The organism is Flavobacterium sp. N502540 (assembly GCF_025947365.1).
GTDB lineage: Bacteria > Bacteroidota > Bacteroidia > Flavobacteriales > Flavobacteriaceae > Flavobacterium.
This window is the reverse complement of sequence record NZ_CP110012.1, coordinates 4,456,269-4,480,852: the sequence shown is the minus strand read 5'-3', so window position 1 is coordinate 4,480,852 and position 24,584 is coordinate 4,456,269. Positions and strand designations below refer to the sequence as shown.

The following is a 24,584-nucleotide window of genomic DNA, read 5'->3' as shown; positions in this document are numbered from 1 at the left end:
TATAATTTGAAAATTAGTCAATTTGAAAATTAACCACTTATTTATTTTGAATTAAACTGAAGACTGATACTGTATACTGAAAACTTAATTTAATGGACGAAGTTGTAAAAATTGTTAATGACATAAAAGCCGGAAATATAAAACCGATCTATTTTTTAATGGGCGAAGAGCCATATTATATTGATAAATTATCGGAGTATATTGAACAGAATGTGCTCGCTGAGGAAGAAAAAGGATTCAATCAGACTGTTTTATACGGAAGAGATGTATCGGTTGAAGATATTGTAGCAACGGCCAAGCGCTATCCTATGATGGCTGATCGTCAGGTTGTTATTGTGAAAGAGGCACAGGATTTATCGCGAACAATTGATAAAATAGAGTCTTATGTAGGCAATCCGATGGAAACGACAGTGTTGGTTTTTTGTTATAAATACAAAACGTTGGACAAACGTAAAAAAGTAACCAAATTACTGGCTCAGAAAGGAATTGTTTATGAAAGTAAAAAATTATACGAAAATCAGGTCGGTGACTGGATCAAACGTGTACTCGCCGGAAAAAAATATACAATAGACCCAAAAGCCAATGCAATGTTGGTTGAATTTTTGGGTACCGATTTGAGTAAAATTAATAATGAATTAGAAAAATTACAAATTATTCTGCCACAGGGAACCGTTATTACGCCACAACATATCGAGGAAAATATTGGCTTCAGCAAAGATTATAATGTTTTTGAATTGCGAAAAGCGATAGGTGAACGAAATCAGTTGAAAGCCTATAAGATTGCGGAGAATTTCGCCCATAATCCTAAAGAATATCCACTAGTAATGACGACGGGATTAGTATTCGGTTTCTTTGTTCAACTTTTAAAATACCATGGACTTAAAGATAAAAATCCTAAAAATGTTGCAGCAGCCATTGGGGTCAATCCTTATTTTTTAAAGGAGTATGATTTAGCAATAAAAAACTATCCCATGCGAAAAGTGAGCCAGATTGTAGGCGCACTGCGTGATGTTGACGTTAAAAGCAAAGGAGTAGGAGCCAATGCATTACCACAATCCGATTTATTAAAAGAAATGCTATATAAAATATTTAATTAAGCAACTCAATACTAGCTTATTACAAATGCTTTCATGTGTAATAAATGTATCAATTTACCCTGATTTGTTCACTTTAAATTTTGATTTTTAAAATCGCTACTGACAAGGAATATTTAGTTTTTCATTTACTAAATGCATAAAATTAATACGGTTACAGGAATGATTTGTCATAATAGTAGTATATAATTTATTAAAATTTTGGTAAAAACAATCTAAATTTACTATATTACCTGAATATTATTTACATAAAAGAATTCGGTGGCCCCATCTACTTTAAATTTATGCATTTCAAGAATAAGGATTATTCTTGTGCTATTCGTTTGTATTTCTACTGGTTTTAAGAGTCATTCGCAGTCTCAAATTCAGTCAAAAGCAAACTCAGACATTATTCTGTCAAAGATTGATAGTGTAAAAAAGTTAATCCAAACGGAGAATGTTGAAAATCATCTTTTAGGACTTAAAATCTTAAATAAAACAAAAGCTTATCTAAAAACAAAAAAAGACACGGCAAGTCTTTTGTTTTTTCACAGAGAGAGTATTAAGCTAATTTCCTATTTGCGAAGTTTTGGAACTCCAAATGCTTATCTGTTTGAAAATTTTCAGATCTTAAAAAATTATAATGATAAGCGGGAGTTAGCTTTACTGTATGAAGCTCTTGGCGATTTGAGATATTATGAAGGCAGTAAGTTATTATCGCATGAATATGATCTGAAAGCGCAGAGATTAATAAAAAAATATGGCAACCATGAGGATAATATTAATATAAACTACAACCTCTCCGTTTATTATAAAACCTCTAAAGACTACAAGAAATCTATTGATTTTGCGATGACCTCGCTTGAAAATATCAAGAAAAGCAACACAGCTGAGAAGAATAATTTTAAGATACCAAATCTATATCTCTTCATTTCTGAAGATTATTACCATCTAAAAGAAAATGACAGCGTAAATAAGTATCTGACGCTTGTAGAACAAACCAAAACGCCTGCCACAGACGGAAGAACTCCCTATGATGCTAAGCTGAATGAGTTAAAAGCAATGTATTATTACAATATAGGGGATCTGGAAAGGGCTGCAAAATTCTATCAAATTTCAGTGTCAGAGTATGTTAGACTCAATCAGTTTAGGATGAGGCTTGTTCAAAAATCAAACAAGTTAAATAGTACTTTAAAAATAAAAAACATTGAGAATAAAGGAAAAATTAATCAAGCCAGACTTGAAAGTGTAAGTGAATCGTATAAAAATTATTTGCTGATTTTTGCATTTTTGATTGTTCTGATATTGACAGTGCTGTTTATAATTCAATTTAGAGCATATAACTATAAAATGAAGGTCAATTTAATTCTACAGAAGAAAAACTTAGAGTTAAAAAAAATAAATAGAGAGCTAAATGAGGCATCAAAAATAAAAGATACTTTTCTTGATGTGGTAACACATGAATTGAAAACTCCTTTGAATACAATTAAAGGAACAGCATATTTGCTTAAAAGTGAAAAATCAGAACTTCTAAAGGAAGAGTATATTAAAAATTTGAATTTTTCTTCAGATTATCTTCTTGGTTTTATCAATAACATGGTAGATTTTAAAAATCTAAAACGCCATGATACCATTAGCTTAGAACACAAAGACATTAACCTGGAAATAATATTAAACTCCATCAGTGAAATGTTTAGAATCAATAATTCGAACCACAATAGGATCATACTTGATTTTGATGATAAAATTTCACCGACTTTAAAGTGTGATGAGATAAGATTTACTCAGGTAATTATGGAGTTGATGACGAATGCTGCGAAATTTACTAAAAATGGCGAAATAACTTTAAAAGCAGAATTAATTGCTTCTGTTAATGGTAAAGAAAGTATTAAATTTAAAGTTTCTGACACGGGAATTGGAATTTCAGAAGATGCTCAAAATAAAATATTTGAACCATTTATACAGGAATCGACAGACATCAATATGAATTACGGCGGAAGTGGTTTAGGGTTGTCAATTATTAAAAGAACGTTAGAACTTTTTGACAGTCAGATAAATGTTAAATCTAAAAAAGGTAATGGAACTACTTTTTCATTTGTGATTGATTTTGAGATTTCTAAAGAAAGCAATGATGAAACCCTTATTAGTACTACTGAAAGACAAATAGAGCAACTTTCAAATATCGAGATTTTATTGGTTGAGGATAATAAAATGAATCAGCTGATCGCTAAGAAAATTTTAGTAAATAAAGGTTTTAAATGTGATGTAGCTAATAATGGACTTGAAGCAGTTGAGCAAGTTAAAGCTAAAAATTATGCTATAATATTGATGGATATAATGATGCCTGTTATGGATGGTTTTGAGGCATCGGCAATTATTAGTAATTTAAAACCTGAAATACCAATCGTAGCTTTAACGGCCATTTGCGAAAATATAGGTAACGACGATTTTCAAAGGGCTAAAATTTTAGAAAAACTTGATAAGCCGGTAGATCCAGATATTTTGTATGAAACAATTTTAAAATATGTTGCACAAAAAACACTTTAAGATCTATGGAAATTCACGATATTTGCATCTCTAAAAAATTACTACTTTTAAAATACTAATAACGCAATTATGGGAATGAATAAAAATACCATTCTGGGATGGGCTACTTTTATAATGGTACTTATGGGCTTGTTACTTATAGGTCTTGGCGCTTTTAGATACAGAGACGTTTCGGGCTGGGGATTTGCTGCGACCGGAGTTGGTTTTATTGCAAACGCCTGGGTTTTTAACGCTTTGAAAGGAAGAGTTTAAAAATATATCTAAGTAGATTTCTCTAAAGAATCAAAAAAATAAACATAAAAATAAAAAATAAATCAAATGTCAGACGATAAGAAAGTAATTTTCTCAATGCAAAAATTGAGTAAAACCTATCAGGGAGCAGACAAGCCAGTTCTTAAAAATATTTATTTGAGTTTCTTCTATGGAGCTAAAATTGGTATTTTGGGACTTAATGGTTCCGGAAAATCCTCACTTTTAAAAATTATTGCAGGAGTTGATAAAAACTACCAGGGCGATGTTGTTTTTCAACCGGGTTATACTGTTGGTTACTTAGAGCAAGAACCAATACTTGATGATTCTAAAACAGTTATCGAAATTGTTCGTGAAGGTGCAGCTGAAACGATGGCAGTTTTAGAAGAGTACAATCAGATTAATGATTTGTTTGGTCTTCCTGAAAACTATGAAGATCAGGATAAAATGGACAAGTTGATGGATCGTCAGGCAGCTTTGCAAGACAAAATTGATGCTCTTGGTGCCTGGGAAATTGATACAAAACTTGAAATTGCAATGGATGCCTTGCGTACACCGGAAGGAGATACACCAATTAAAAACCTTTCAGGAGGGGAGCGCCGTCGTGTAGCATTATGTCGTTTGTTATTGCAACAGCCTGATGTATTGCTTTTGGATGAGCCTACCAACCACCTTGATGCTGAGAGTGTTCTTTGGTTAGAGCAACATTTAGCACAATACTCCGGAACTGTAATTGCGGTAACGCACGATAGATATTTCTTAGACAATGTTGCGGGTTGGATTTTAGAGTTAGACAGAGGTGAAGGTATTCCATGGAAAGGAAATTATTCTTCATGGTTGGATCAAAAATCAAACCGTATGGCTCAGGAAGAAAAAGTGGCTTCTAAAAGAAGAAAAACTTTAGAACGTGAGTTGGAGTGGGTTCGTCAGGGAGCAAAAGGTCGTCAAACAAAGCAAAAAGCCCGTTTACAGAACTACGACAAATTATTGAATGAAGATCAAAAACAACTGGATGAAAATCTGGAAATCTATATCCCGAACGGTCCGCGTTTAGGAACCAATGTGATTGAAGCTAAAAATGTAGCAAAAGCTTTTGGGGATAAATTATTGTACGATAATTTGAACTTTACTTTGCCACAGGCCGGAATTGTTGGAATTATTGGACCAAATGGTGCTGGTAAGTCGACTATTTTCAAAATGATCATGGGAGAACAGCAAACCGATAGTGGAGAATTTTCAGTTGGTGAAACGGTAAAAATTGCTTACGTTGACCAGTCACATTCTAACATTGATCCAAACAAATCAATTTGGGAAAATTTTGCCGACGGTCAGGAGTTGGTAATGATGGGAGGTAAGCAGGTAAATTCAAGAGCTTATTTGTCACGTTTCAACTTTGGAGGTGGCGAGCAAAACAAAAAAGTATCGATGTTGTCTGGTGGAGAGCGTAACCGTTTGCACTTAGCGATGACATTGAAAGAAGAAGGAAACGTACTTTTACTGGATGAGCCTACGAATGACCTTGACGTAAATACACTACGTGCACTTGAGGAAGGTTTAGAAAACTTCGCTGGTTGCGCTGTAATTATTTCGCACGACAGATGGTTTTTAGATAGAATTTGTACTCACATTCTTGCTTTTGAAGGTGATTCAGAAGTTTATTTCTTTGAAGGAAGTTTCTCAGATTATGAAGAAAATAAAAAGAAACGTCTTGGTGGTGATTTAACTCCAAAACGTCTGAAATACAGAAAATTGATTAGATAGTAAAATCTAAACTTTCAATAAAAAAATCCCAAATTCCAGTTATTGTGAATTTGGGATTTTTTATTATTATATAAAGCATTTCTTCGATCTTTGTCGATTTGCAAATATGATTTCTCGTTCCTCGAAATGACAAATATTACGCAATAACAATATCGTATCAAATTGAAATTTGAATTTAAAAATTGAAATTTTCTAAAGAAACTTAGCTTTCAATTCCGCTGTTGGAATCATACAACTTTCTTTTTTACCATACCAATTGTATCTATTTTTGGCAACATAATCATAAATACGGTCGCTGATAAAAATGGGAACAATTCTAAAAATTTCTGATAGTCTCCAAAGACCACCAAATTCTTTTGCGATAGCTATTACTGCAGATGATTTGTAAAAGTATGCAGAGTCAGGATTGAATAATAGAATACTGTCCATTTTTGCAAAACTAATCCCCAAATGTTTACAAATCGAAATTCCTAATTCTGATTGCAAAGCCACAAATCTAAAAACGTCTTTTTTGTCATGCTTGATTATGAATTGCACGGCAGAGTTGCAGAGATTGCAGACGCCATCAAAGAGAATTATTTTTTTATTTGCGGGTAGATCAATCATTTTTTAAACATGTGGTATTTTGAGGGAATAATCTAATTATTTGTTTTATCTATTGTGATTCTGTTTTTAATAGTATTTAAAGATTAAAAATGGCTTTAATAAAGCGATTTTACAGCAATTTTAAAATATATCGCCCTTCTTGTTTGTTTTTAAAGATTTAGCCTCTTAAATTGTCTTGTTTTAATTTTCGGTACTAAAAACATCAATTTTACTACTTTTTAACCGCTTCAACCAACTCCAACTCATCTAAACTTACTTTCGAAGTGAAAATGCCGTAATTTACGGTCGCTTTATTTTTTTCGATAGCATCAATACTTCCAACAGATCTTCCGTCGAGCATTCTTACACGATCGCCAACTTTTAGAATGGGTTTAGGTTTTTCAACTACAGGTTTAAGTTTCTTTTCTTTTTTCTCTTTTCGAATTTCCTCCACTTTAACTGTGATTTCAGCAATTACTTCTTTTTTCTTTTCAATTATTGCTTTTGTTTCTTTTGGAGTCGCCTTTTTACGTTTTGAATTTTCAATCTCAACTATTTTTAAAAACTCACCAATAAGTTCCTTTTTGTTTTTGTTGTTGAAGTACTTCTCTGAAATGTCTTCGATTTTCTGACCGATATAAATGGTTTTCTGATTGCTATCGTACAATTCCTGATAACTTTCGAGTTTTTGCTTGATCTTTACATTGATGTTTTCCATCTTTTTGCTTTCTTCACGAGCCCTGGTTTCTTCCTCTTTTAAATTAAGAGAAGTTTTTTCAAGCTTGGAGCGCTCTTTCTGAAGGGTTGCAATCGTTTTATCAAAACGAACTTTACCCACTTCAATTTTCTTTTTTGCGCGATTAATCAATCCAAAAGGAATTCCGTTTTTTAGAGCTACTTCAAAAGTAAATGAACTTCCGGCCTGACCTAAAGCCAGTTTGTACATAGGTTCCAAAGTTTTTTCATCAAACATCATGTTGGCATTGGTTGCATATGGCAATTCATTAGCCAAAATCTTTAGATTGGAATAATGAGTGGTTATAATTCCGAAAGCTTCACGATGATAAAATTCTTCCAGAAATATTTCTGCCAAAGCACCTCCTAATTCCGGATCAGACCCTGTACCAAATTCATCAATTAAAAACATAGTTTTCTTGTTGCATTTTTTCAGGAAGTAGTTCATGTTCTTTAATCGGTAACTATAGGTGCTCAAGTGATTTTCAATAGATTGATTATCTCCAATATCTGTTAAAATCCTGTCAAACAAGAATGTTTCGCTTCGTTCATGAACCGGAATAAGCATTCCGGATTGCAGCATTAACTGTAACAAACCTACTGTTTTTAGCGAAATTGTTTTTCCACCCGCATTAGGTCCCGAAATCACAATGATACGATTATCTTGCTTTAGTTCAATGGTTTGTGGATGGGTAACTTCGTTTTTCTGTTTGTTGTTCAGATATAAAATCGGATGATACGCTTCTCTGAAAAACAATCTTCTTTCTTCTGTAATAGTGGGTAAGATTCCGTTGATTCGATTCGCATACTTAGCCTTTCCGGCAACAACGTCAATATCACTCAAAAAATCCTGATATTCAATTAATAAAGGCAAGTACGGACGAATTACATTGGATAATTGCTTCAAAATTCGGGTAATTTCTTCCTTCTCTTCGTATTCTAAATTGGCTAATTCTCTGGAGTATTTTAGTGTAGCTTCGGGTTCGATATAAGCAATACTTCCGGTTTTCGAACTTCCTAAAATAGAGCCCTTAACTTTTCGTCGGTACATGGCTAAAACCGCCAAAACTCTTCGGTTTTGCACAAAACTTTCTTTTATATCATCTAGATAACCAAGACTATTGTATTGTGTAAGAGCTACTCCAAAACTTTGGTTCACTTTACCGCGAACCAGGTTCATGCCCTGACGAATGCTTAATAAAGCTGGCGAAGCATTGTCTTTTATTTCACCATATTTGTCTACAATAGCATCAATAGTGGTCACAATATCTTTTGTGTATTCAACACGTGAAGCTCTCGCATTTAGATTTGGATAATAATCATCAAACTTTTTAAGAAAATTTAGTAAAAAGTTTGAGGTAGAAGAGAGTGTAGCAATTTTTCTAAAGCTTCCCACTTCAAGAAAACTATCTTCAATTGCCAGAAACTTAATCTCGTGAGTTATAGCGTCAAACCCGTGATTGGGAATAGCGTTATTATTTTGAAAGGAGGAAACATATTCTGATGTTTGCATTAAAGCCTGCATCAAAGTTTCCTGATCTCTAAAAGGTGTTATTTGTAAAGCTTTTTCTTTTCCTATATCAGTATTACAGCCTGCTGAAATGGTTTCGAGTACCGTAGGAAATTGTAAATCTTGTAATGTTTTTTCGGTTATAGATATCATTATATATCGTAAGTTGTAAAGGTTCAAAGTTACAAAGTTTTGAAACGAAATAGTACTATTAATTAGTAGTTTGAAGAAAACTTTGCTTAATTTGTGATAAAATTTAAAAAATGAAAATCAATCTTTCTCCTGATTGGGAAACGGTGTTAAAAGATGAAAATCAAAAAACTTATTTTTCTGAGCTAATGAAAACTTTGGAAATTGAGTATCAAACACATACTTGTTATCCACCTGCAGAATTGATTTTCTCTGCTTTTAATACCTGTACTTTTCAAAACTTAAAAGTTGTCATCATAGGACAAGATCCTTATCATGGGGAAGGAGAAGCGAATGGATTGAGTTTTTCTGTAAATGATTCCGTTAAAATTCCGCCTTCACTGCGAAATATTTACAGGGAACTAAATGACGATCTCGATTCGATCTTTATGCCAACATCAGGCAATCTTGAAAAGTGGGCAAAACAAGGTGTTCTACTTTTAAATGCATCCTTGACGGTTCGCAAAGACAGCCCAAATAGTCATAAACACTTGAAGTGGAATCTGTTTACAGACGCCGTAATTCAAGCCATTTCAGATCAAAAAGAGAATGTTGTGTTCCTATTATGGGGAAGCTTTGCTCACAAAAAAGGCGCTAAAATTGATCGTTCCAAACATTGTGTTTTAGAATCCGGACATCCTTCATCTATGAGTGCTAATCAGGGAAAATGGTTCGGAAACAAACATTTTAGCAAAACTAATGATTTTTTGAAATCCAAAGCAATCAAAGAAATCGACTGGTTGTAGAAACGGATGACTAGTTAGAATCAGATTTTAGTACAAAAAAAATGTCTCTGCTTGTTACAACGGCAGACCTATTCTTTAGTATCTTTTTTAATGATCTCTTCCAGAATAGCTTTGTTCTCGTAGTTGATTACCTTTAAAATAATCTCTTGATTTTTAGCTGTTTTACCTTCAATAATATAAAGCTTTCCTTTGTTTACTGGCACATTGCTATTGTCAAAATCAACATCACCAAATGTCAGTGTGCTTTTAATATCTGCGGTGTCAACCCATTTTTCATTTAAAGTCTGAATTGCTTTTTCGGAATACTGAAAAGGCTTAGTGCGTAAATTATTTAAAACTCTGGCGTTTGGAAAGTAATTGCAACGTGTATCTTTTCCACTGAACACAAGGGCTACAAAAAAGCATCCCATAACCAAACCAATCAAATAATATGCAAAACGATGTACGAACTTCATGAAATATAATTTTTGCAAAGGTACACTAAAGTTCCCTTAAAATACAAGTAAATTAATATCGTTGTCCGGTAAATCAAACCATTCTCCAATTGCTTTGCTGGTCAGGATTCCGTGATACATGTAAATTCCGTTTTTTAATCCTTTATTGCATCGTATAGCACTTTCTAAACCACCGTCTTCTGCAATTTGAAGCAAATAAGGAGTAAGGATATTACTTATGGATAATGAAGCTGTTTTAGAATATCTGGAAGGAATGTTAGGTACACAATAGTGCAGCACATTGCTTTTTATAAAGGTCGGTTTTTCGTGAGTGGTAACCTCCGAAGTTTCAAAACAACCTCCGGTGTCAATACTCACATCTACAATTACAGCACCTTTTTTCATGTGTTCAACCATTGTTTCCGTAACAATAATAGGGCAACGCTCTTTACCGCGCATGGCACCAATTGCCACGTCACAACGCCTTAAAGCCTTTAGTAGCGCTTTTTGCTGTACAGTTGAAGTAAAAATACGTTGGTTAAGGCTGTTCTGCAAACGGCGTAATTTGGTAATTGAATTGTCAAAAACTTTCACATTTGCACCCAGTCCTATGGCAGTTTTTGCAGCAAATTCCCCAACGGTTCCGGCACCCAGAATAACGACATCAGTAGGGGGAACTCCGGTAATATTACCAAACAAAAGGCCTTTTCCAAACTCGTCCGTAATCATTAATTCGGCAGCGATAAGAATAGAAGCTGTTCCGGCAATTTCACTTAGTGATTTTACGGCAGGATACGAGCCATCTTCATCTTTTATGTATTCAAAAGCTAGTGCTGTTATTTTTTTCTGTGCTAAAGCTTCAAAGTATGCTTTCTTCTTAGTCTTTAATTGAATGGCCGAAATTATGATGGTTTCCGGATTGATCATTTCAATTTCGGCTGTTGTAGGAGGTTCTACTTTAAGAAGCATGGGACAGCCAAAGACTTTCTTTGTGTCATTTGTTACTTCAGCTCCTGCATCAGAGTATTCTTTATCAGTGTAACTGGAGCTTTCTCCGGCTCCTGATTCAATCATTACCCTATGTCCTTCATATGTCAACGCACTAACAGCATCCGGAGTCAGACAAATACGACGTTCCTGATAACTTGTTTCTTTAGGAATTCCTATAAAAAGCTCACTTTTGAATCGGCCAATTTCAAGTTTTTCTTCTTGTGGCAACAATTGCTGTTTCGTAAATGGAGTTAAGGTAATTGACATGGGTTGTGCAAAAAATTAAGAGTACAAATTACGTAAAAAGTTTTAAAATCAATGTAAAAATTCTGCTAATAGTTGTTTAAGAATTACAACAGAATTTTCTCCATTTTTATGTCCGCTCTTTCATAACTGACGTCACCCAAAGGAACTTCAGTAAAACCAAATTTCTGGTACAAATGAAGTGCAGGAAGCAGTATGCGATTAGAATACAAAAACAACTTTTTAATATTGTTTTCTTTTGCAACAGTCATGCAATGTGTTAACAGTTTGTTCCCAACTCCCAGGCCTTGTGCCTGATCTGAAACAGCCATTTTACTCAATTCAAAAGTAGTGTTATCAACTTTCATTAAGGAAACGGTTCCAATAATTTCACCATTATATCTGGCATAGAAGATTAGTCCGCCTTTATCGATAATTTCTTCTTGCGGGTTAGAAAGTACCAGTTCGTCTTTTTCTTCTACTTTAAAATACTTTTTAAGCCATTCCAGATTTAGAATCTTAATGTGTTCTTTTAAATCAGTTGAAAAAGAGATTATTTCTACAGTATTTTGGGCATTCATCTTTATATTCTTAGTGCTTTAATGTAGACCTTTCGACTTCTGTTGAAAGTTTTTAGGATAATTTTAATTCTCTTTTTCCGTCAGCCAGCAGTTCAATTGTGATGGTTGAAGTTTCTTCCGGGAGTAAGCTTGCAATTTTTTCAGACCATTCAATAAAACACCAATTTCCGGAATAGAGGTAATCGTCAACTCCCATATCTAGCGCTTCAGTTTCTTTGTTTAATCTGTAAAAATCAAAGTGATAAACAATATGATTGTTAGAAGTATAATATTCATTAACTAAAGAAAAAGTTGGACTACTGGTTGCGTCCTGAACTCCCAGGTTTTTACACAATTGTTTGATTAAGGTAGTTTTTCCAACACCCATTTCTCCATTGAAAAGAATGATTTTTTTTGGATTTGCTGCTAAAATTTGAGTTGCTACTTCTTTAATTTGATCTAATGAAAAAACGATGTTCATTTCTTGTTTGTTTTAATTAGTCTTAGTTTTCGGTTTTCAGTCTCAGCTCTAAACTGAGATTGAAAACCGTGACTGAGAACTTTTTCTATTTCGGATTAAATACCAAAAACGGAATAATCATTTCTTCTAACGAAATCCCTCCGTGCTGGTAAGTGTTTTTATAATAACTCACATAGTGGTTGTAGTTGTTCACATACGCCAAAAAGTAATCGTTTTTAGCAAAAATAAACGAACTACTCATGTTAATCGCTGGCAAACCAATTGTTTTGGGCTCTTTGACAACATACACATCTTTTTGTTCGTAGGTTAAACTACGACCAGTTTTATAGCGCAAATTTAAACTTGTATTTTTATCTCCCACCACTTTCGATGGATTTTTTACATTAATAGTACCGTGATCTGTTGTCAAAATCAATTTAAAGCCTAAAAGTTGTGCCTGCTGAATAATTTCGAGCAGCGGCGAATTCTTAAACCAGCTTAAAGTGAGTGAGCGATATGCTTTATCATCTGAAGCCAGTTCTTTTACCACTTCCATTTCAGTTTTGGCGTGCGACAGCATATCAACAAAATTATAAACTACGGTTACAAGGTCGTTTCCTTTTAAAGCTTTGAAATTTTCTGCCAGTTTTTTTCCTCCGGCGTAATTGGTAATTTTGAAGTAATCTTCTTTAATATTTAAACCTAAACGTTTTAATTGCGCCGATAGAAATTCGGCTTCAAAAAGGTTTTTTCCACCATCTTCAACATCATTTTTCCAATATTGTGGAAATTGTTTTTCCATCTCTATCGGCAATAAACCTGAAAAGATTGAATTACGGGCATATTGTGTGGCGGTTGGAAGAATAGAAAAGTAAGGAACCTCTTTTTCCAGTTTATAATAATTAGAAACTACGGTTTCAAAAGATTTCCATTGATCGTAACGCAGGTTGTCAATTACAACAAACAGAATAGGTTTATCCTTCTTTTTAATTTCCGGAACTACTAATTCTTTGAATAAATTGTGTGATTGAATAGGCTTGTCCGCCTTTGGAGCAAACCAGTCCTCATAGTTTCGTTCGATGTATTTTCCGAATTGTGAATTGGCTTCTACTTTCTGAGATTCCAGAATTTCTATCATCGCCTGATCGTTGATGTTTTCAAGTTCTAATTCCCAGAAAATTAACTTTTTATAAAGCTCAATCCAATCTTCAAAAGAATTAACCATAGCTAATTCCATGGATATTTTTCTAAACTCCTTTTGATAATCTAATGTCGTTTTTTCAGAAATTAGCCTCGAATGATCCAGATTTTTCTTTAGACTTAACAAAATCTGATTCGGATTTACCGGCTTTATGAGGTAATCAGCAATTTTAGAACCAATGGCCTCTTCCATGATATACTCTTCCTCACTCTTGGTAATCATAATCATTGGAATAGCTGATTTTTTCTCTTTCATTTCCGAAAGTGTTTCCAGGCCACTCATTCCGGGCATATTTTCATCTAAAAAAACAATATCAAAATTGTCTTCTTCAAATAATGCAATCGCATCTAAACCATTGTTAGAAGTGGTTACAGCATAGTTCTTTTTCTCCAGAAATAATATATGTGGCTTTAAAAGATCGATTTCATCATCGACCCAAAGTATTTTTATCTTGTCCATAAACGATTTAATTTTTAATGCAATTTAGAAGTATAGAACTTAAAAAGTATTAAATATAGTATAAAATTCAGAATTAAGAATGGTTAATTTTTCTGAAAATCTATTTAATATAATGTTATTATATTAATTTTCAAAGAGAACATTTGTTGATTTTTAAGTAAAAAACGCAAAGTTGTTTATGGTTATTTACTTATATTTGTTCACCTAAAAATAACCAAATAGTGACTCATATCAATAAGTTAAAAATATTCAATGATCCCATTTACGGGTTTATTACCATACCGAACGAACTTATTTACGATTTAATTCAGCACCCGTATTTTCAGCGTTTACGTCGTATTTCGCAAATGGGTTTGTCGTATTTGGTTTATCCCGGTGCCAATCATACGCGTTTTCATCATGCCTTAGGCTGCATGCATTTAATGCAAAAGTCAGTAGACACACTTCGTTTTAAAGGAGTTGCGATCTCAGCTGAAGAAGAGAATGCGTTGTATATTGCCATTTTACTGCACGATATTGGCCATGGCCCTTTTTCGCATGCCATGGAAAAGAGTATTGTAGAAGACGTACACCATGAAGCCATTTCGTTGCTGTTCATGAATAAACTCAATGAAGAGTTTGAAGGAAAACTGAGTCTGGCCATTCAGGTTTTTAAAGGCGATTACCACCGAAAATTTATGTTACAGCTCATCTCAAGTCAGCTCGACATGGACCGAATGGATTATTTAAAAAGGGATAGTTTTTATACTGGTGTAGCCGAGGGAAATGTAAATTCTGAACGTTTGATTCAGATGATGAATGTAGTTGACGGTGTTTTGGTAATTGAGGAAAAAGGAATTTATTCTGTCGAAAAGTTCCTTCTTTCAAGAAGACTGATGTACTGGCAGGCTTATTTGCATAAAACAAGTCTCGTGGCCGAATTGATTTTGATGAAGGTGCTAAAAAGAGCTAAAGAACTTACTCTAAAAGGCGTAATTTTACCATGTAGTGAGCCGCTATTGTATTTTATGAAGAACAGAGTCACTCTGGAGGATTTTGATGCTGAAAAATTAGATTTATTCTCCCAATTGGATGATTTTGATATCATTAGCGCCTTAAAAGCATGGCAAAAGCACAATGATTTTATACTTTCAACTTTAAGCAAAATGCTTATTAATAGAGATTTACTTAAAATCAAGCTTACCGCAGAAAAAATACCTGCCGAAGAATTACAATCGCTGAAGGAAGAATTTGCTAACGAACATCATATTACACAATTAGAAGCCGGATATTTTATTTTTGGCGGAAAAATTAAAAATCAGGCTTATAGCAAAGAAGCTGAACCCATACGAATTTTCAAAAAAGACAAAACAATTGAGGATGTTGTAGAAGCATCTGATCAATTGAATTTGAGGTCATTATCTAAATTGGTGACAAAATATTACATCTGTTTCCCAAAACAACTTATCTAAAATTAACATTTAAAATCTATTTTTTATATTTTTGTCGCAATGAAATTTACAGCAGAACAAATAGCGGGAATTTTAGAAGGAGAAGTTGTTGGGAATCCCAATGTAGAAGTTTCTCGGTTATCTAAAATAGAAGAAGGTGAGGAGGGATCGCTTACTTTTTTGGCCAATCCAAAATATATCAACCACATATATACTACAAAAGCATCTGTTACAATTGTTAATGATAGCTTTATTCCGGAACAGGAAATTACTACAACTTTAATAAAAGTGGAAGATGCTTATGCTTCTTTCTCTAAACTTTTACAGTTTTACAATCAGGTTAAATTAAACAAAAACGGTATAGAAGCACAGTCTTTTATAACAGAAGGAACTAAATATGGAGAGAATTTGTATTTGGGAAGCTTTAGTTATATTGGGCAAAACGTGGTTCTGGGCGACAATGTAAAGATTTATCCGAACAGTTTTATTGGAGATAATGTTGTAATTGGCGATAATGTGTATATTTTTGCAGGTGCTAAAATTTATTCCGAAACTATAATTGGTAACAATTGCACCATTCATTCCGGAACTATTATTGGTGCGGATGGCTTTGGTTTTGTACCCAATGATGAAGGAGTATACAGTAAGGTGCCACAAATTGGTAACGTTATTATTGAAGATAATGTTGATATTGGAGCTAACACTACCATCGACAGAGCAACCCTTGGTTCGACTATTATTCGACAAGGAGTTAAATTAGACAATCAGATTCAGATTGCACACAATGTTGAAATTGGCAAAAATACCGTAATTGCAGCGCAATCAGGTGTGGCAGGTTCAACTAAAATTGGCGAGAACTGTATGATTGGCGGACAAGTAGGTATCGCAGGACACTTGACTATAGGTAATAATGTAAGATTGCAGGCTCAATCAGGAGTAGCAAGAAACATTAAAGATGATGAAATTCTACAAGGGACACCGTCTCTTGGTTATACTGATTTTAACAAATCGTATGTTCATTTCAAGAATCTGCCTAAAATAGTTTCCGAAGTAGAAGAATTAAAAAAACAAATAATAAACCCAAAAAATGGAAATAATGGTTAAACAGAAGACCATCAAAAATGAAATTTCACTAACAGGCGTTGGATTACACACTGGGAAAGAAGTTACAATGACTTTTAAACCTGCTCCAATAAATAATGGTTTCACTTTTGTAAGAGTAGATTTGCAAGGTCAGCCGGTGATTGAGGCTGATGCTAACTATGTTGTTAATACGCAAAGAGGTACTAATTTAGAAAAACTTGGCGTAAAAATTCAAACTCCTGAACATGTTTTGGCGGCATTAGTTGGATGTGATCTTGACAATGTTATTATAGAATTAGATGCTTCAGAACTTCCTATCATGGATGGTTCTTCAAAATATTTTGTGGAAGCAATTGAAAAAGCTGAAATAGAAGAGCAAGACGCTAAACGTAACGTTTATGTAGTAAAAGAAGTAATATCATTTACAGACGAAACGACCGGAAGCGAGATCTTGGTGATGCCAAGCGACGATTATCAGGTGACTACCATGGTAGATTTTGGTACTAAAGTTTTAGGTACTCAGAATGCTACTATGAAAAGTATAGCTGATTTTAAGAATGAAATTGCAAGTTCAAGAACTTTTAGTTTCTTACACGAATTAGAGTCATTACTAGAGCACGGTTTAATTAAAGGTGGTGATCTAAATAATGCAATCGTATATGTAGACAAAGAAATTTCTGAGTCTACTATGGCGAATTTAAAGAAAGCTTTCGGGAAAGATGAAATTTCTGTAAAACCAAATGGTGTTCTTGACAATTTGACTTTGCATTATCCAAACGAAGCAGCAAGACACAAACTGCTTGATGTAATTGGAGATTTATCTCTTATAGGAGTTCGTATACAAGGAAAAATTATCGCTAACAAACCAGGGCATTTTGTAAATACACAATTCGCCAAGAAGTTAGCTAAAATCATCAAGATTGAGCAAAGAAATCATGTGCCTGTTTACGATTTGAATCAGGAGCCTTTGATGGATATTCATAAAATCATGGCGATGCTTCCTCACAGACCTCCATTTTTGTTGATTGACAGAATTATCGAAATGTCTGATCGTCATGTGGTTGGCTTAAAGAATGTGACCATGAATGAAAATTTCTTTGTTGGACACTTCCCGGAGGCACCGGTTATGCCGGGTGTATTAATTGTGGAAGCAATGGCACAAACGGGTGGAATTTTGGTTTTAAGCACAGTTCCGGATCCTGAAAATTATTTGACTTATTTTATGAAAATTGATAATGTCAAATTCAAACACAAAGTATTGCCGGGCGATACCTTAATTTTCAAATGCGAATTGATTTCTCCAATCAGAAGAGGAATCTGCCATATGCAGGCAAATGCATACGCAAATGGAAAATTAGTGACCGAGGCAGAATTAATGGCTCAAATTGCGAGAAAACAATAATAATTAATCAATTTTATTGTTTAGGTTTGTTGCCCAAATTAGACTATTTTAATTTAAAATATAAAAAATACAGATGAATCAACCATTAGCATATGTTCATCCTGGCGCTAAAATCGCTAAAAATGTTGTAATTGAACCTTTTACAACAATTCACAATAATGTTATTATTGGTGATGGTACTTGGATTGGTTCAAATGTGACGATCATGGAAGGTGCCCGTATTGGTAAAAATTGCAATATTTTTCCTGGAGCGGTTATTTCTGCGGTACCACAAGATTTGAAATTTGGCGGAGAAGATTCTCTTGCTATTATTGGAGATAACTGTACGATTAGAGAATGTGTGACAATCAACAGAGGTACAGTAGCCTCTGGGCAAACTATTCTTGGAAATAATTGTTTGGTTATGGCTTACGCTCACATTGCACACGATTGCGAAATTGGTAATAATGCCATTATTGTAAACGGAGTTGCACTGGCAGGTCACGTAGTTGTTGGAAACCACGCTGTAATTGGTGGTTTGGCAGCGATTCATCAGTTTATTCATATCGGAGATCATGCTATGATTTCGGGTGGATCATTGGTTAGAAAAGACGTTCCTCCTTATACAAAAGCAGCAAAAGAACCATTGTCGTATGTAGGGATTAATTCAGTAGGTTTAAGAAGAAGAGGTTTCAGTACTGAGAAAATCAGAGAAATTCAGGAAATCTATAGAATTTTATACCAAAAGAATTACAACACAACACAAGCTTTAAGCATTATTGAAGCTGAAATGGAAGCAACTCCTGAAAGAGATGAAATTCTGGATTTTATCCGAAATTCGTCAAGAGGAATCATGAAAGGGTATTCCGGAAACTATTAAAATAAATTTAATCGTTTATTTGTTGAATCGTTTATATGAATAAATAGTTAAATGATTCAACGATTCAACAAAAAATAAATAAAACAAAAACAAAATGGCATCTACATCAGATATTAGAAACGGATTGTGTATTAAATTCAACCACGATATTTTTAAAATTGTTGAATTTCTTCACGTAAAACCTGGAAAAGGCCCCGCTTTCGTAAGAACAAAATTAAGAAGTTTAACATCAGGGAAAGTATTGGATAATACATTTTCTGCAGGACATAAAATTGATGTTATTCGTGTAGAAACACATAACTACCAGTTTTTATATGCTGAAGGTGATGAGTTTCATTTTATGAACACAGAATCTTTTGAGCAAATTTCTTTAAATAAAAACATTTTAGATGCTCCGGGATTATTGAAAGAGGGAACAAGTGTAATGGTTCAGGTAAATACTGAAACTGACTTGCCTTTATCAGTAGATATGCCGTCTTCTGTAATTCTTGAGGTTACTTATGCTGAGCCGGGAGTAAAAGGAAATACAGCTACAAATGCTACAAAAAACGCAACCGTAGAAACTGGAGCGTCTGTAAACGTTCCTTTGTTCATCAATGAAGGTGATAAAATTAAAATTGATACAGCTTCAGGTTCTTACATGGAGCGTGTAAAGGAGTAATTCTTAAATTAGATTGTTTGTCAATGTGTCAATTAGATAATTGCAAAAATATTTTCTAATTGACATGTTTTCCAATTGACACATTTTCTAATTGACAAATTTTCTAATTATAGAATATGAAATTTCCAAAGAGTCATTCTTTACAAGAAATTGCAAATTTGCTTGACTGCGAATTTATTGGTGACCAAAACTTTCCAGTTTTAGGCATGAACGAGATACATGTCGTTGAAGCCGGAGATATTGTTTTTGTTGACCACCCTAAATATTATGACAAAGCTTTACAATCGGCTGCTACTATAGTTTTAATTAACAAAAAAGTAGATTGTCCTGAAGGCAAAGCCCTTTTAATTTCTGATGATCCTTTCAGAGATTTTAATATCTTAACCAAACACTTCAGACCATTTCAAGGCACAAATGTGTCGATTGCACTCTCTGCAACTATTGGAGAAGGTACTGTAATTCAACCCAACTGTTTTATCGGAAACAATGTTATCATTGGTAAAAACTGTCTGATTCATCCCAATGTTACTATTTACGATCATACCGTAATTGGCGACAACGTAATGATTCATGCCGGAACTATTTTAGGAGCGGATGCTTTTTATTATAAAAAACGTCCTGAAGGCTTCGATCAGTTAATTTCCGGAGGAAGAGTAGTTATCGAAGACAATGTTGGCATAGGAGCACTGTGTACGATTGACAAAGGTGTTACCGGTGATACCACTATTGGCGAAGGTACAAAATTAGACAATCAGGTGCATGTTGGACATGATACTGTAATTGGTAAAAAATGTTTAATTGCTTCACAAACCGGTATTGCCGGATGTGTAGTAATTGAAGATGAAGTTACCATTTGGGGACAGGTAGGAACGACCAGTGGCATCACAATAGGAGCAAAGTCTGTTATTATGGGGCAAACAGGAGTTACCAAATCGGTTGAAGGAGGAAAATCTTATTTCGGAACTCCAATCGAAGAATCGAGAGAGAAGTTAAAACAGATGGCCAATATCAAAAAGATTCCTGAAATTCTAAATAAATTGAAGTAATTATGTCTATAAAAGAATTTGTTCAAAAATTTTACAAGTCAGATGCCTTAATTGATAGCGAAATCATGAAAGCTTACTTACATCCCGAAGTAAAGTTAGACTGGAACAGCACCAAAGGATTGATTGAAATGGATTATGATTCTATGATGGCTATGGCAAATGAGCTTAGTCGTGCTTATGTTCGCTCGAAGGTTAGAATTAGCCATATCATTGCCGAAGAAGACTTAGTTTCAATACGATATTCTCACTTTGTAAAAACGATTGAGAACCCCAGAGAAGAGATGTTATTAGCTCATTTTGCCACAATTTGGCAAATAAAAGATGATAAATTATATCGCGGTTATCAAATGAGTCAATTTTCTTAATTTTTTTAAAGACAAAAAGGTTAAAATACGTTACAAAACCTTACTTTTGCATCACAATTTTAAAAACTACATAAAATATATATCATGAGTGTTTTAGTTAATAAAGATTCCAAAATAATTGTTCAAGGATTTACAGGTAGCGAAGGAACTTTCCACGCTTCTCAAATGATTGAGTACGGTACAAATGTTGTTGGTGGTGTAACTCCGGGTAAAGGAGGAACAAGCCATTTAGACCGTCCGGTTTTTAACACAGTAAAAGATGCTGTAGAACAAGCCGGAGCTGATACATCTATCATTTTTGTTCCGCCAGCTTTTGCTGCTGATGCAATTATGGAAGCTGCTGACGCTGGAATTAAAGTAATTATTGCTATTACTGAAGGAATTCCTGTAGCAGATATGATTAAAGCTAATAACTATGTTAAAGAAAGAAATTCAAGATTAATCGGACCAAACTGTCCTGGTGTAATTACTCCGGGTGAAGCTAAAGTTGGTATTATGCCAGGTTTCGTTTTCAAAAAAGGAACAGTTGGTATCGTTTCTAAATCAGGAACTTTAACTTACGAAGCTGCTGATCAGGTTGTAAAACAAGGTTTAGGAATTACTACTGCTATTGGTATTGGTGGAGATCCAATTATTGGAACTACAACTAAAGAAGCAGTTGAATTATTAATGAACGATCCAGAAACTGAAATCATCATTATGATTGGTGAAATTGGAGGTCAATTAGAAGCTGATGCTGCTAAATGGGTAAGAGCTGATGGTAACCGTAAACCAGTTGTTGGTTTTATTGCCGGAGAAACTGCTCCAGCAGGTAGAACAATGGGTCACGCAGGTGCTATTGTTGGTGGTTCTGATGATACTGCTGCTGCTAAAAAACAAATCATGAGAGACAACGGAATTCACGTTGTTGATTCACCAGCTGAAATTGGTAAAAAAGTAAAAGAAGTACTTGGATAATTCCGGGTATTTAAAATAATAAATTCCAAGAAAGTCTCAATATTCTGTTGAGACTTTTTTACATTTAAAGTCCTGAGGGATAAATCAAAAAAAACTTAGTATCTAAGTATCTCAGCATCTTAGAAACTTAAAAATAAAAATATGTACAAAGAATTAGAAAAATTTAAAGTAAGCAGTAGTTTTACTTTTACAACTGAAGACAGTTTAGAACAAGTTTGTAACGCTCCTGAAGGAGGTGCAGGTGTTTTTGTAGTTTACGCAGTTGAAGGAAATGCAAAAGAATTGATCATGGTAGGATCTACCGGAACTGTTCAGAATGATGGTACTTTGAAAAGCAAAAATGGCGGATTGTACGATAAAATTGTAAACGGACATCAATTTGCAAAAACGGGAAGAAAATACTCTTGGCCAGCACAAATGAAATTAGAAAATATTACTGCTCTTGAAGTAGTTTGGTTCGAAACTTTCAATGCAGATTCAAAAGGAATTCCAACTACAGTAGAAGGACAAGTTTTGCAAAATTTCTTAGATGAAAATGCAAAATTACCTAGATGGAATGTAGCTTTCTAAAAGAAAACTTCAATATAAAATTGTCAAAAGCCTTGCTAAATAGTTTAGTAAGGCTTTTTTTTTAACACATAGAAACATAGATTTGATACTCTTAAAAAAGGGGTTTCACTTATTGAAAACACACAGAGGCTACTAGGTGTGAGAAACCGATAAAACATCTTTTTTGTCAGATATTATACCGATTCTAGTATTGCTTCAGTCCAATGTTTTGTAGCTTACTATTTGAATTTGGAATCGTTATTTTTTTGAAAGACAGCTACTGCTTTAGAATGAAATACAAACTAATCATTTAAGCTAATGTTAAAAAAAACCAAAAGAACTATGGCTGTAAAATCTGACATTTAGAAAAAAATAAAAGATTCACTTCAATTTTACTTTTATCTGCTAAACCCCGTTAAGTCAATAAAAAAAGCCTCTTCCAAATGTTAAATGTTCACTTTTCTCACATTAAAAAATTTGTTTTGTATGTTTGCTTTTATATATTTATCGCACAGATGTAAAGAATAATGTTAAAAAATCTTATTCTTTATGTTAAAAACCAGTGCTTTTTTTCAAGAATTCTATTGCGATTTTATATGAATACCAAAACTCTACCATTCAAAACATCAGACGATCTTACGCTTTGGACTAACTTGAAAAATGGAGACGAAAAATCATTCTCTCTGTTGTTTGAAAAATATTATGGTGATCTGGTAAACTACGGAAACTCGCTTTCTCCAAATGCTGAAAAGGTACAGGATTGTGTTCAGGATGTTTTTACGGATATTTGGGTTTACAAAAACGGGCTTCAAAGTTCAGTTGTAGTAAAAGCCTATTTATTGTCGAGTGTACGCAAGCGTATTGCACGTTTATACGAACGCGATCATATTTTTCGTAAGTCAACAAGTACAGATTCAATTGCTTTTCTTTTGGAATTCGCTGTAGAACATGATCTTATTGACGACGATTATGCCACAAAGCAAAAAGTAATTCATTTAAACAAATTACTAAATAATTTACCGGCACGACAAAAAGAAGCTTTGTATTTAAGATACCATCAAGGCTTAACCGTTGATCAAATTGCCGATATGCTGGAGGTAAATTATCAATCAGCAAGTAACTTACTACACCGCGGTTTACTTACACTTCGCAAAGAATGGAAGGGTAGTTTTTCGTTAATTCTTCTTCTTTCTTCAACTACTTTTTAGTTTTATTTATACAGAATTAAAAAAAAAATCACAATTTGGTGAGTATATAATAAGAAAGCCGTCCTCTATGTTTTTGTAACCCTATTTCTAGATGCAAAAACGTAATAAATATACCCAAGTTGAAGATTTCTTATCTGATGAGTCGTTCCAGTCCTGGATTTTGTCTAAAATTGATAATGATGACTGGGAAGAATGGACATTAGAAAGCCGCCGACGTGCTAAGCTAGTACAGGATGCGAGAGCATTGTTATTGGCCATGAAAGTACCTGAGCAAACCATTACTCAACCAGAACTTTATCGTGCGCTACAAACAACCTGGACTAAAATAGAAGAAAAAGAAAGCAAAAATAATTCGATCCAGGGTTCAAAGATAAAATTCCTTAAAAAATATTTTCTAAGTGGTATTGCCGCAGCTTTAGTTGTCAGCCTGGGATCAGTATGGTTTTACAACAATACGACACCTCATAGCACAATAGTAACCTACAATGAACTGATTAACAAAAACAATGAAGGTTTAGTAGAACAAACCAACAATTCAGACAAAGCTCAAATTATTACTTTATCTGACGGCAGTTCCGTTTTACTACAGCCTAAAAGTAAATTGAGTTATCCTAAGATCTTTACCGGAAGCGAAAGAAAGGTTTATTTATCCGGCGAAGGTTTCTTTGAAATTAGTAAAAATCCTAATAAGCCTTTTTTCGTTTATGCAAACGAAATTATCACTAAGGTAGTCGGTACCAGTTTCAGAGTCAAGGCCTATTCCGACCAACCTAATGTTGAAGTTTTAGTTCGCACCGGTAAAGTAAGGGTAAAATCAAATAGTTTAGTCGCTAAGTCAGATCAGGAGGAAGTTGTTTTATTACCTAATCAGGCGTTACGTTTTCAACGCAAAGATTTAAGCTTTAATAAAATAACAAACATTACTCAGGATTTAGTTCTTACGCGGAGTGTCGGGAATATCGAACAGCTGAGTTTCGAATTTACTGATATTCCGGTATCTCAAATTTTTGAAACTATAGAACAAGCCTATCTGGTAAATATCGATTATCCGAAAAATAAATTAAAAGACTGTCACCTTACCACTTCTCTTAGCGATCAGCCTTTGATGGAAAAATTAAAAATTATCTGCAACAGTATTGGTAACAATACCACTTTTGAAATGATTGGAAATCAGATTATTATAAGATCTAATGGATGTAACTAATCACACTTTACAACTGTAATTGTAACGTTGGGTTTTAAAATTTAAAGAATAGAAAAATAACCAAAACAAAAAATAATA

The 24,584-nt window shown here is 33.9% G+C and carries 23 protein-coding genes; 16 read left to right on the top strand and 7 right to left on the bottom strand.

What is annotated here, in order from left to right:
- Positions 1-92: 92 nt before the first annotated feature.
- The 4 genes from holA (at position 93) to ettA (ending at position 5,630) form a co-directional block, all read left to right on the top strand.
- Positions 93-1,097, top strand: coding sequence for a DNA polymerase III subunit delta (gene holA / locus OLM58_RS18810; RefSeq protein ID WP_017497528.1), 1,005 nt, complete (start codon positions 93-95; stop codon positions 1,095-1,097).
- 555 nt (positions 1,098-1,652) lie between these two features.
- Positions 1,653-3,620: a hybrid sensor histidine kinase/response regulator gene (locus OLM58_RS18805; protein WP_264530123.1), complete on the top strand. Its 1,968-nt coding sequence runs from the start codon at positions 1,653-1,655 to the stop codon at positions 3,618-3,620.
- A 69-nt stretch (positions 3,621-3,689) separates the two neighbouring features.
- Positions 3,690-3,872, top strand: coding sequence for a CAL67264 family membrane protein (locus OLM58_RS18800; protein WP_017497526.1), 183 nt, complete (start codon positions 3,690-3,692; stop codon positions 3,870-3,872).
- A gap of 66 nt (positions 3,873-3,938) precedes the next feature.
- The gene (gene ettA / locus OLM58_RS18795; protein WP_026110094.1) at positions 3,939-5,630 is read left to right on the top strand and encodes an energy-dependent translational throttle protein EttA; all 1,692 of its coding nucleotides are present in this window, start codon (positions 3,939-3,941) and stop codon (positions 5,628-5,630) included.
- Positions 5,631-5,822: 192 nt separating this feature from the next.
- Here ettA and OLM58_RS18790 read toward each other — a convergent pair whose 3' ends face one another.
- Together OLM58_RS18790 and OLM58_RS18785 are read right to left on the bottom strand one after the other, a co-directional pair.
- Positions 5,823-6,236 carry a thiol-disulfide oxidoreductase DCC family protein gene (locus tag OLM58_RS18790; protein ID WP_264530122.1) on the bottom strand — a complete coding sequence of 138 codons (414 nt, stop codon included), beginning with the start codon at positions 6,234-6,236 and terminating at the stop codon, positions 5,823-5,825.
- A gap of 211 nt (positions 6,237-6,447) precedes the next feature.
- Positions 6,448-8,613, bottom strand: coding sequence for an endonuclease MutS2 (locus OLM58_RS18785; protein WP_264530121.1), 2,166 nt, complete (start codon positions 8,611-8,613; stop codon positions 6,448-6,450).
- Positions 8,614-8,723: 110 nt separating this feature from the next.
- Between OLM58_RS18785 and OLM58_RS18780 the strand changes: the two genes are divergently transcribed.
- A complete protein-coding gene (locus tag OLM58_RS18780; protein ID WP_264530120.1) occupies positions 8,724-9,395 on the top strand; it encodes a uracil-DNA glycosylase in 672 nt (223 codons plus the stop codon).
- A 68-nt stretch (positions 9,396-9,463) separates the two neighbouring features.
- Here the strand turns inward: OLM58_RS18780 and OLM58_RS18775 are convergent, their stop codons facing one another.
- The 5 genes from OLM58_RS18775 to OLM58_RS18755 form a co-directional block, all read right to left on the bottom strand.
- Positions 9,464-9,850 carry a DUF4258 domain-containing protein gene (locus tag OLM58_RS18775; RefSeq protein WP_264530119.1) on the bottom strand — a complete coding sequence of 129 codons (387 nt, stop codon included), beginning with the start codon at positions 9,848-9,850 and terminating at the stop codon, positions 9,464-9,466.
- A 36-nt stretch (positions 9,851-9,886) separates the two neighbouring features.
- The gene (locus tag OLM58_RS18770; protein WP_017497520.1) at positions 9,887-11,086 is read right to left on the bottom strand and encodes an alanine dehydrogenase; all 1,200 of its coding nucleotides are present in this window, start codon (positions 11,084-11,086) and stop codon (positions 9,887-9,889) included.
- A gap of 83 nt (positions 11,087-11,169) precedes the next feature.
- A complete protein-coding gene (locus OLM58_RS18765) occupies positions 11,170-11,643 on the bottom strand; it encodes a GNAT family N-acetyltransferase (RefSeq protein ID WP_264530118.1) in 474 nt (157 codons plus the stop codon).
- Positions 11,644-11,695: 52 nt separating this feature from the next.
- A complete protein-coding gene (tsaE, locus tag OLM58_RS18760) occupies positions 11,696-12,103 on the bottom strand; it encodes a tRNA (adenosine(37)-N6)-threonylcarbamoyltransferase complex ATPase subunit type 1 TsaE (protein ID WP_264530117.1) in 408 nt (135 codons plus the stop codon).
- 85 nt (positions 12,104-12,188) lie between these two features.
- Positions 12,189-13,742 carry a bifunctional response regulator/alkaline phosphatase family protein gene (locus OLM58_RS18755; RefSeq protein WP_264530116.1) on the bottom strand — a complete coding sequence of 518 codons (1,554 nt, stop codon included), beginning with the start codon at positions 13,740-13,742 and terminating at the stop codon, positions 12,189-12,191.
- A 221-nt stretch (positions 13,743-13,963) separates the two neighbouring features.
- Between OLM58_RS18755 and OLM58_RS18750 the strand changes: the two genes are divergently transcribed.
- The 11 genes from OLM58_RS18750 (at position 13,964) to OLM58_RS18700 (ending at position 24,506) form a co-directional block, all read left to right on the top strand.
- Positions 13,964-15,193 carry an HD domain-containing protein gene (locus OLM58_RS18750; RefSeq protein ID WP_264530115.1) on the top strand — a complete coding sequence of 410 codons (1,230 nt, stop codon included), beginning with the start codon at positions 13,964-13,966 and terminating at the stop codon, positions 15,191-15,193.
- A gap of 39 nt (positions 15,194-15,232) precedes the next feature.
- On the top strand, positions 15,233-16,276 hold the full coding sequence (gene lpxD / locus OLM58_RS18745; RefSeq protein ID WP_017497515.1) for a UDP-3-O-(3-hydroxymyristoyl)glucosamine N-acyltransferase: 1,044 nt from the start codon (positions 15,233-15,235) through the stop codon (positions 16,274-16,276).
- Positions 16,269-17,657 (top strand): bifunctional UDP-3-O-[3-hydroxymyristoyl] N-acetylglucosamine deacetylase/3-hydroxyacyl-ACP dehydratase, encoded by a 1,389-nt coding sequence (locus tag OLM58_RS18740; RefSeq protein WP_026110093.1) that lies wholly within the window; start codon positions 16,269-16,271, stop codon positions 17,655-17,657. Before lpxD ends, OLM58_RS18740 begins: the two co-directional genes overlap by 8 nt.
- Before the next feature lie 73 nt (positions 17,658-17,730).
- Positions 17,731-18,516 carry an acyl-ACP--UDP-N-acetylglucosamine O-acyltransferase gene (gene lpxA / locus OLM58_RS18735; protein WP_017497513.1) on the top strand — a complete coding sequence of 262 codons (786 nt, stop codon included), beginning with the start codon at positions 17,731-17,733 and terminating at the stop codon, positions 18,514-18,516.
- 94 nt (positions 18,517-18,610) lie between these two features.
- Positions 18,611-19,177, top strand: coding sequence for an elongation factor P (gene efp / locus OLM58_RS18730; RefSeq protein ID WP_017497512.1), 567 nt, complete (start codon positions 18,611-18,613; stop codon positions 19,175-19,177).
- A 116-nt stretch (positions 19,178-19,293) separates the two neighbouring features.
- Positions 19,294-20,223 carry a UDP-3-O-(3-hydroxymyristoyl)glucosamine N-acyltransferase gene (locus tag OLM58_RS18725; RefSeq protein WP_264530114.1) on the top strand — a complete coding sequence of 310 codons (930 nt, stop codon included), beginning with the start codon at positions 19,294-19,296 and terminating at the stop codon, positions 20,221-20,223.
- Positions 20,224-20,225: 2 nt separating this feature from the next.
- Positions 20,226-20,588: a nuclear transport factor 2 family protein gene (locus OLM58_RS18720; RefSeq protein ID WP_202704250.1), complete on the top strand. Its 363-nt coding sequence runs from the start codon at positions 20,226-20,228 to the stop codon at positions 20,586-20,588.
- 84 nt (positions 20,589-20,672) lie between these two features.
- On the top strand, positions 20,673-21,545 hold the full coding sequence (sucD, locus tag OLM58_RS18715) for a succinate--CoA ligase subunit alpha (protein ID WP_017497509.1): 873 nt from the start codon (positions 20,673-20,675) through the stop codon (positions 21,543-21,545).
- A gap of 141 nt (positions 21,546-21,686) precedes the next feature.
- Positions 21,687-22,115 (top strand): hypothetical protein, encoded by a 429-nt coding sequence (locus tag OLM58_RS18710; protein WP_264530112.1) that lies wholly within the window; start codon positions 21,687-21,689, stop codon positions 22,113-22,115.
- Between the two features lie 575 nt (positions 22,116-22,690).
- On the top strand, positions 22,691-23,302 hold the full coding sequence (locus tag OLM58_RS18705; RefSeq protein WP_264530111.1) for an RNA polymerase sigma factor: 612 nt from the start codon (positions 22,691-22,693) through the stop codon (positions 23,300-23,302).
- 91 nt (positions 23,303-23,393) lie between these two features.
- The gene (locus OLM58_RS18700) at positions 23,394-24,506 is read left to right on the top strand and encodes a FecR family protein (protein WP_264530110.1); all 1,113 of its coding nucleotides are present in this window, start codon (positions 23,394-23,396) and stop codon (positions 24,504-24,506) included.
- Positions 24,507-24,584 lie beyond the last annotated feature (78 nt).

Excerpts from the sequence above, each read along its gene's own strand:
- efp (WP_017497512.1), top strand. The coding sequence starts at position 18,611 with ATGGCATCTACATCAGATATTAGAAACGGATTGTGTATTAAATTCAAC.
- OLM58_RS18775 (WP_264530119.1), bottom strand. The coding sequence starts at position 9,850 with ATGAAGTTCGTACATCGTTTTGCATATTATTTGATTGGTTTGGTTATG.
- OLM58_RS18705 (WP_264530111.1), top strand. The coding sequence starts at position 22,691 with ATGAATACCAAAACTCTACCATTCAAAACATCAGACGATCTTACGCTT.
- holA (WP_017497528.1), top strand. The coding sequence starts at position 93 with ATGGACGAAGTTGTAAAAATTGTTAATGACATAAAAGCCGGAAATATA.
- ettA (WP_026110094.1), top strand. The coding sequence starts at position 3,939 with ATGTCAGACGATAAGAAAGTAATTTTCTCAATGCAAAAATTGAGTAAA.
- lpxD (WP_017497515.1), top strand. The coding sequence starts at position 15,233 with ATGAAATTTACAGCAGAACAAATAGCGGGAATTTTAGAAGGAGAAGTT.
- OLM58_RS18765 (WP_264530118.1), bottom strand. The coding sequence starts at position 11,643 with ATGAATGCCCAAAATACTGTAGAAATAATCTCTTTTTCAACTGATTTA.
- OLM58_RS18710 (WP_264530112.1), top strand. The coding sequence starts at position 21,687 with ATGTACAAAGAATTAGAAAAATTTAAAGTAAGCAGTAGTTTTACTTTT.
- OLM58_RS18755 (WP_264530116.1), bottom strand. The coding sequence starts at position 13,742 with ATGGACAAGATAAAAATACTTTGGGTCGATGATGAAATCGATCTTTTA.
- OLM58_RS18770 (WP_017497520.1), bottom strand. The coding sequence starts at position 11,086 with ATGTCAATTACCTTAACTCCATTTACGAAACAGCAATTGTTGCCACAA.
- OLM58_RS18800 (WP_017497526.1), top strand. The coding sequence starts at position 3,690 with ATGGGAATGAATAAAAATACCATTCTGGGATGGGCTACTTTTATAATG.
- sucD (WP_017497509.1), top strand. The coding sequence starts at position 20,673 with ATGAGTGTTTTAGTTAATAAAGATTCCAAAATAATTGTTCAAGGATTT.
- OLM58_RS18720 (WP_202704250.1), top strand. The coding sequence starts at position 20,226 with ATGTCTATAAAAGAATTTGTTCAAAAATTTTACAAGTCAGATGCCTTA.
- OLM58_RS18740 (WP_026110093.1), top strand. The coding sequence starts at position 16,269 with ATGGTTAAACAGAAGACCATCAAAAATGAAATTTCACTAACAGGCGTT.
- OLM58_RS18700 (WP_264530110.1), top strand. The coding sequence starts at position 23,394 with ATGCAAAAACGTAATAAATATACCCAAGTTGAAGATTTCTTATCTGAT.
- OLM58_RS18780 (WP_264530120.1), top strand. The coding sequence starts at position 8,724 with ATGAAAATCAATCTTTCTCCTGATTGGGAAACGGTGTTAAAAGATGAA.
- OLM58_RS18790 (WP_264530122.1), bottom strand. The coding sequence starts at position 6,236 with ATGATTGATCTACCCGCAAATAAAAAAATAATTCTCTTTGATGGCGTC.
- tsaE (WP_264530117.1), bottom strand. The coding sequence starts at position 12,103 with ATGAACATCGTTTTTTCATTAGATCAAATTAAAGAAGTAGCAACTCAA.
- OLM58_RS18725 (WP_264530114.1), top strand. The coding sequence starts at position 19,294 with ATGAAATTTCCAAAGAGTCATTCTTTACAAGAAATTGCAAATTTGCTT.
- OLM58_RS18785 (WP_264530121.1), bottom strand. The coding sequence starts at position 8,613 with ATGATATCTATAACCGAAAAAACATTACAAGATTTACAATTTCCTACG.
- lpxA (WP_017497513.1), top strand. The coding sequence starts at position 17,731 with ATGAATCAACCATTAGCATATGTTCATCCTGGCGCTAAAATCGCTAAA.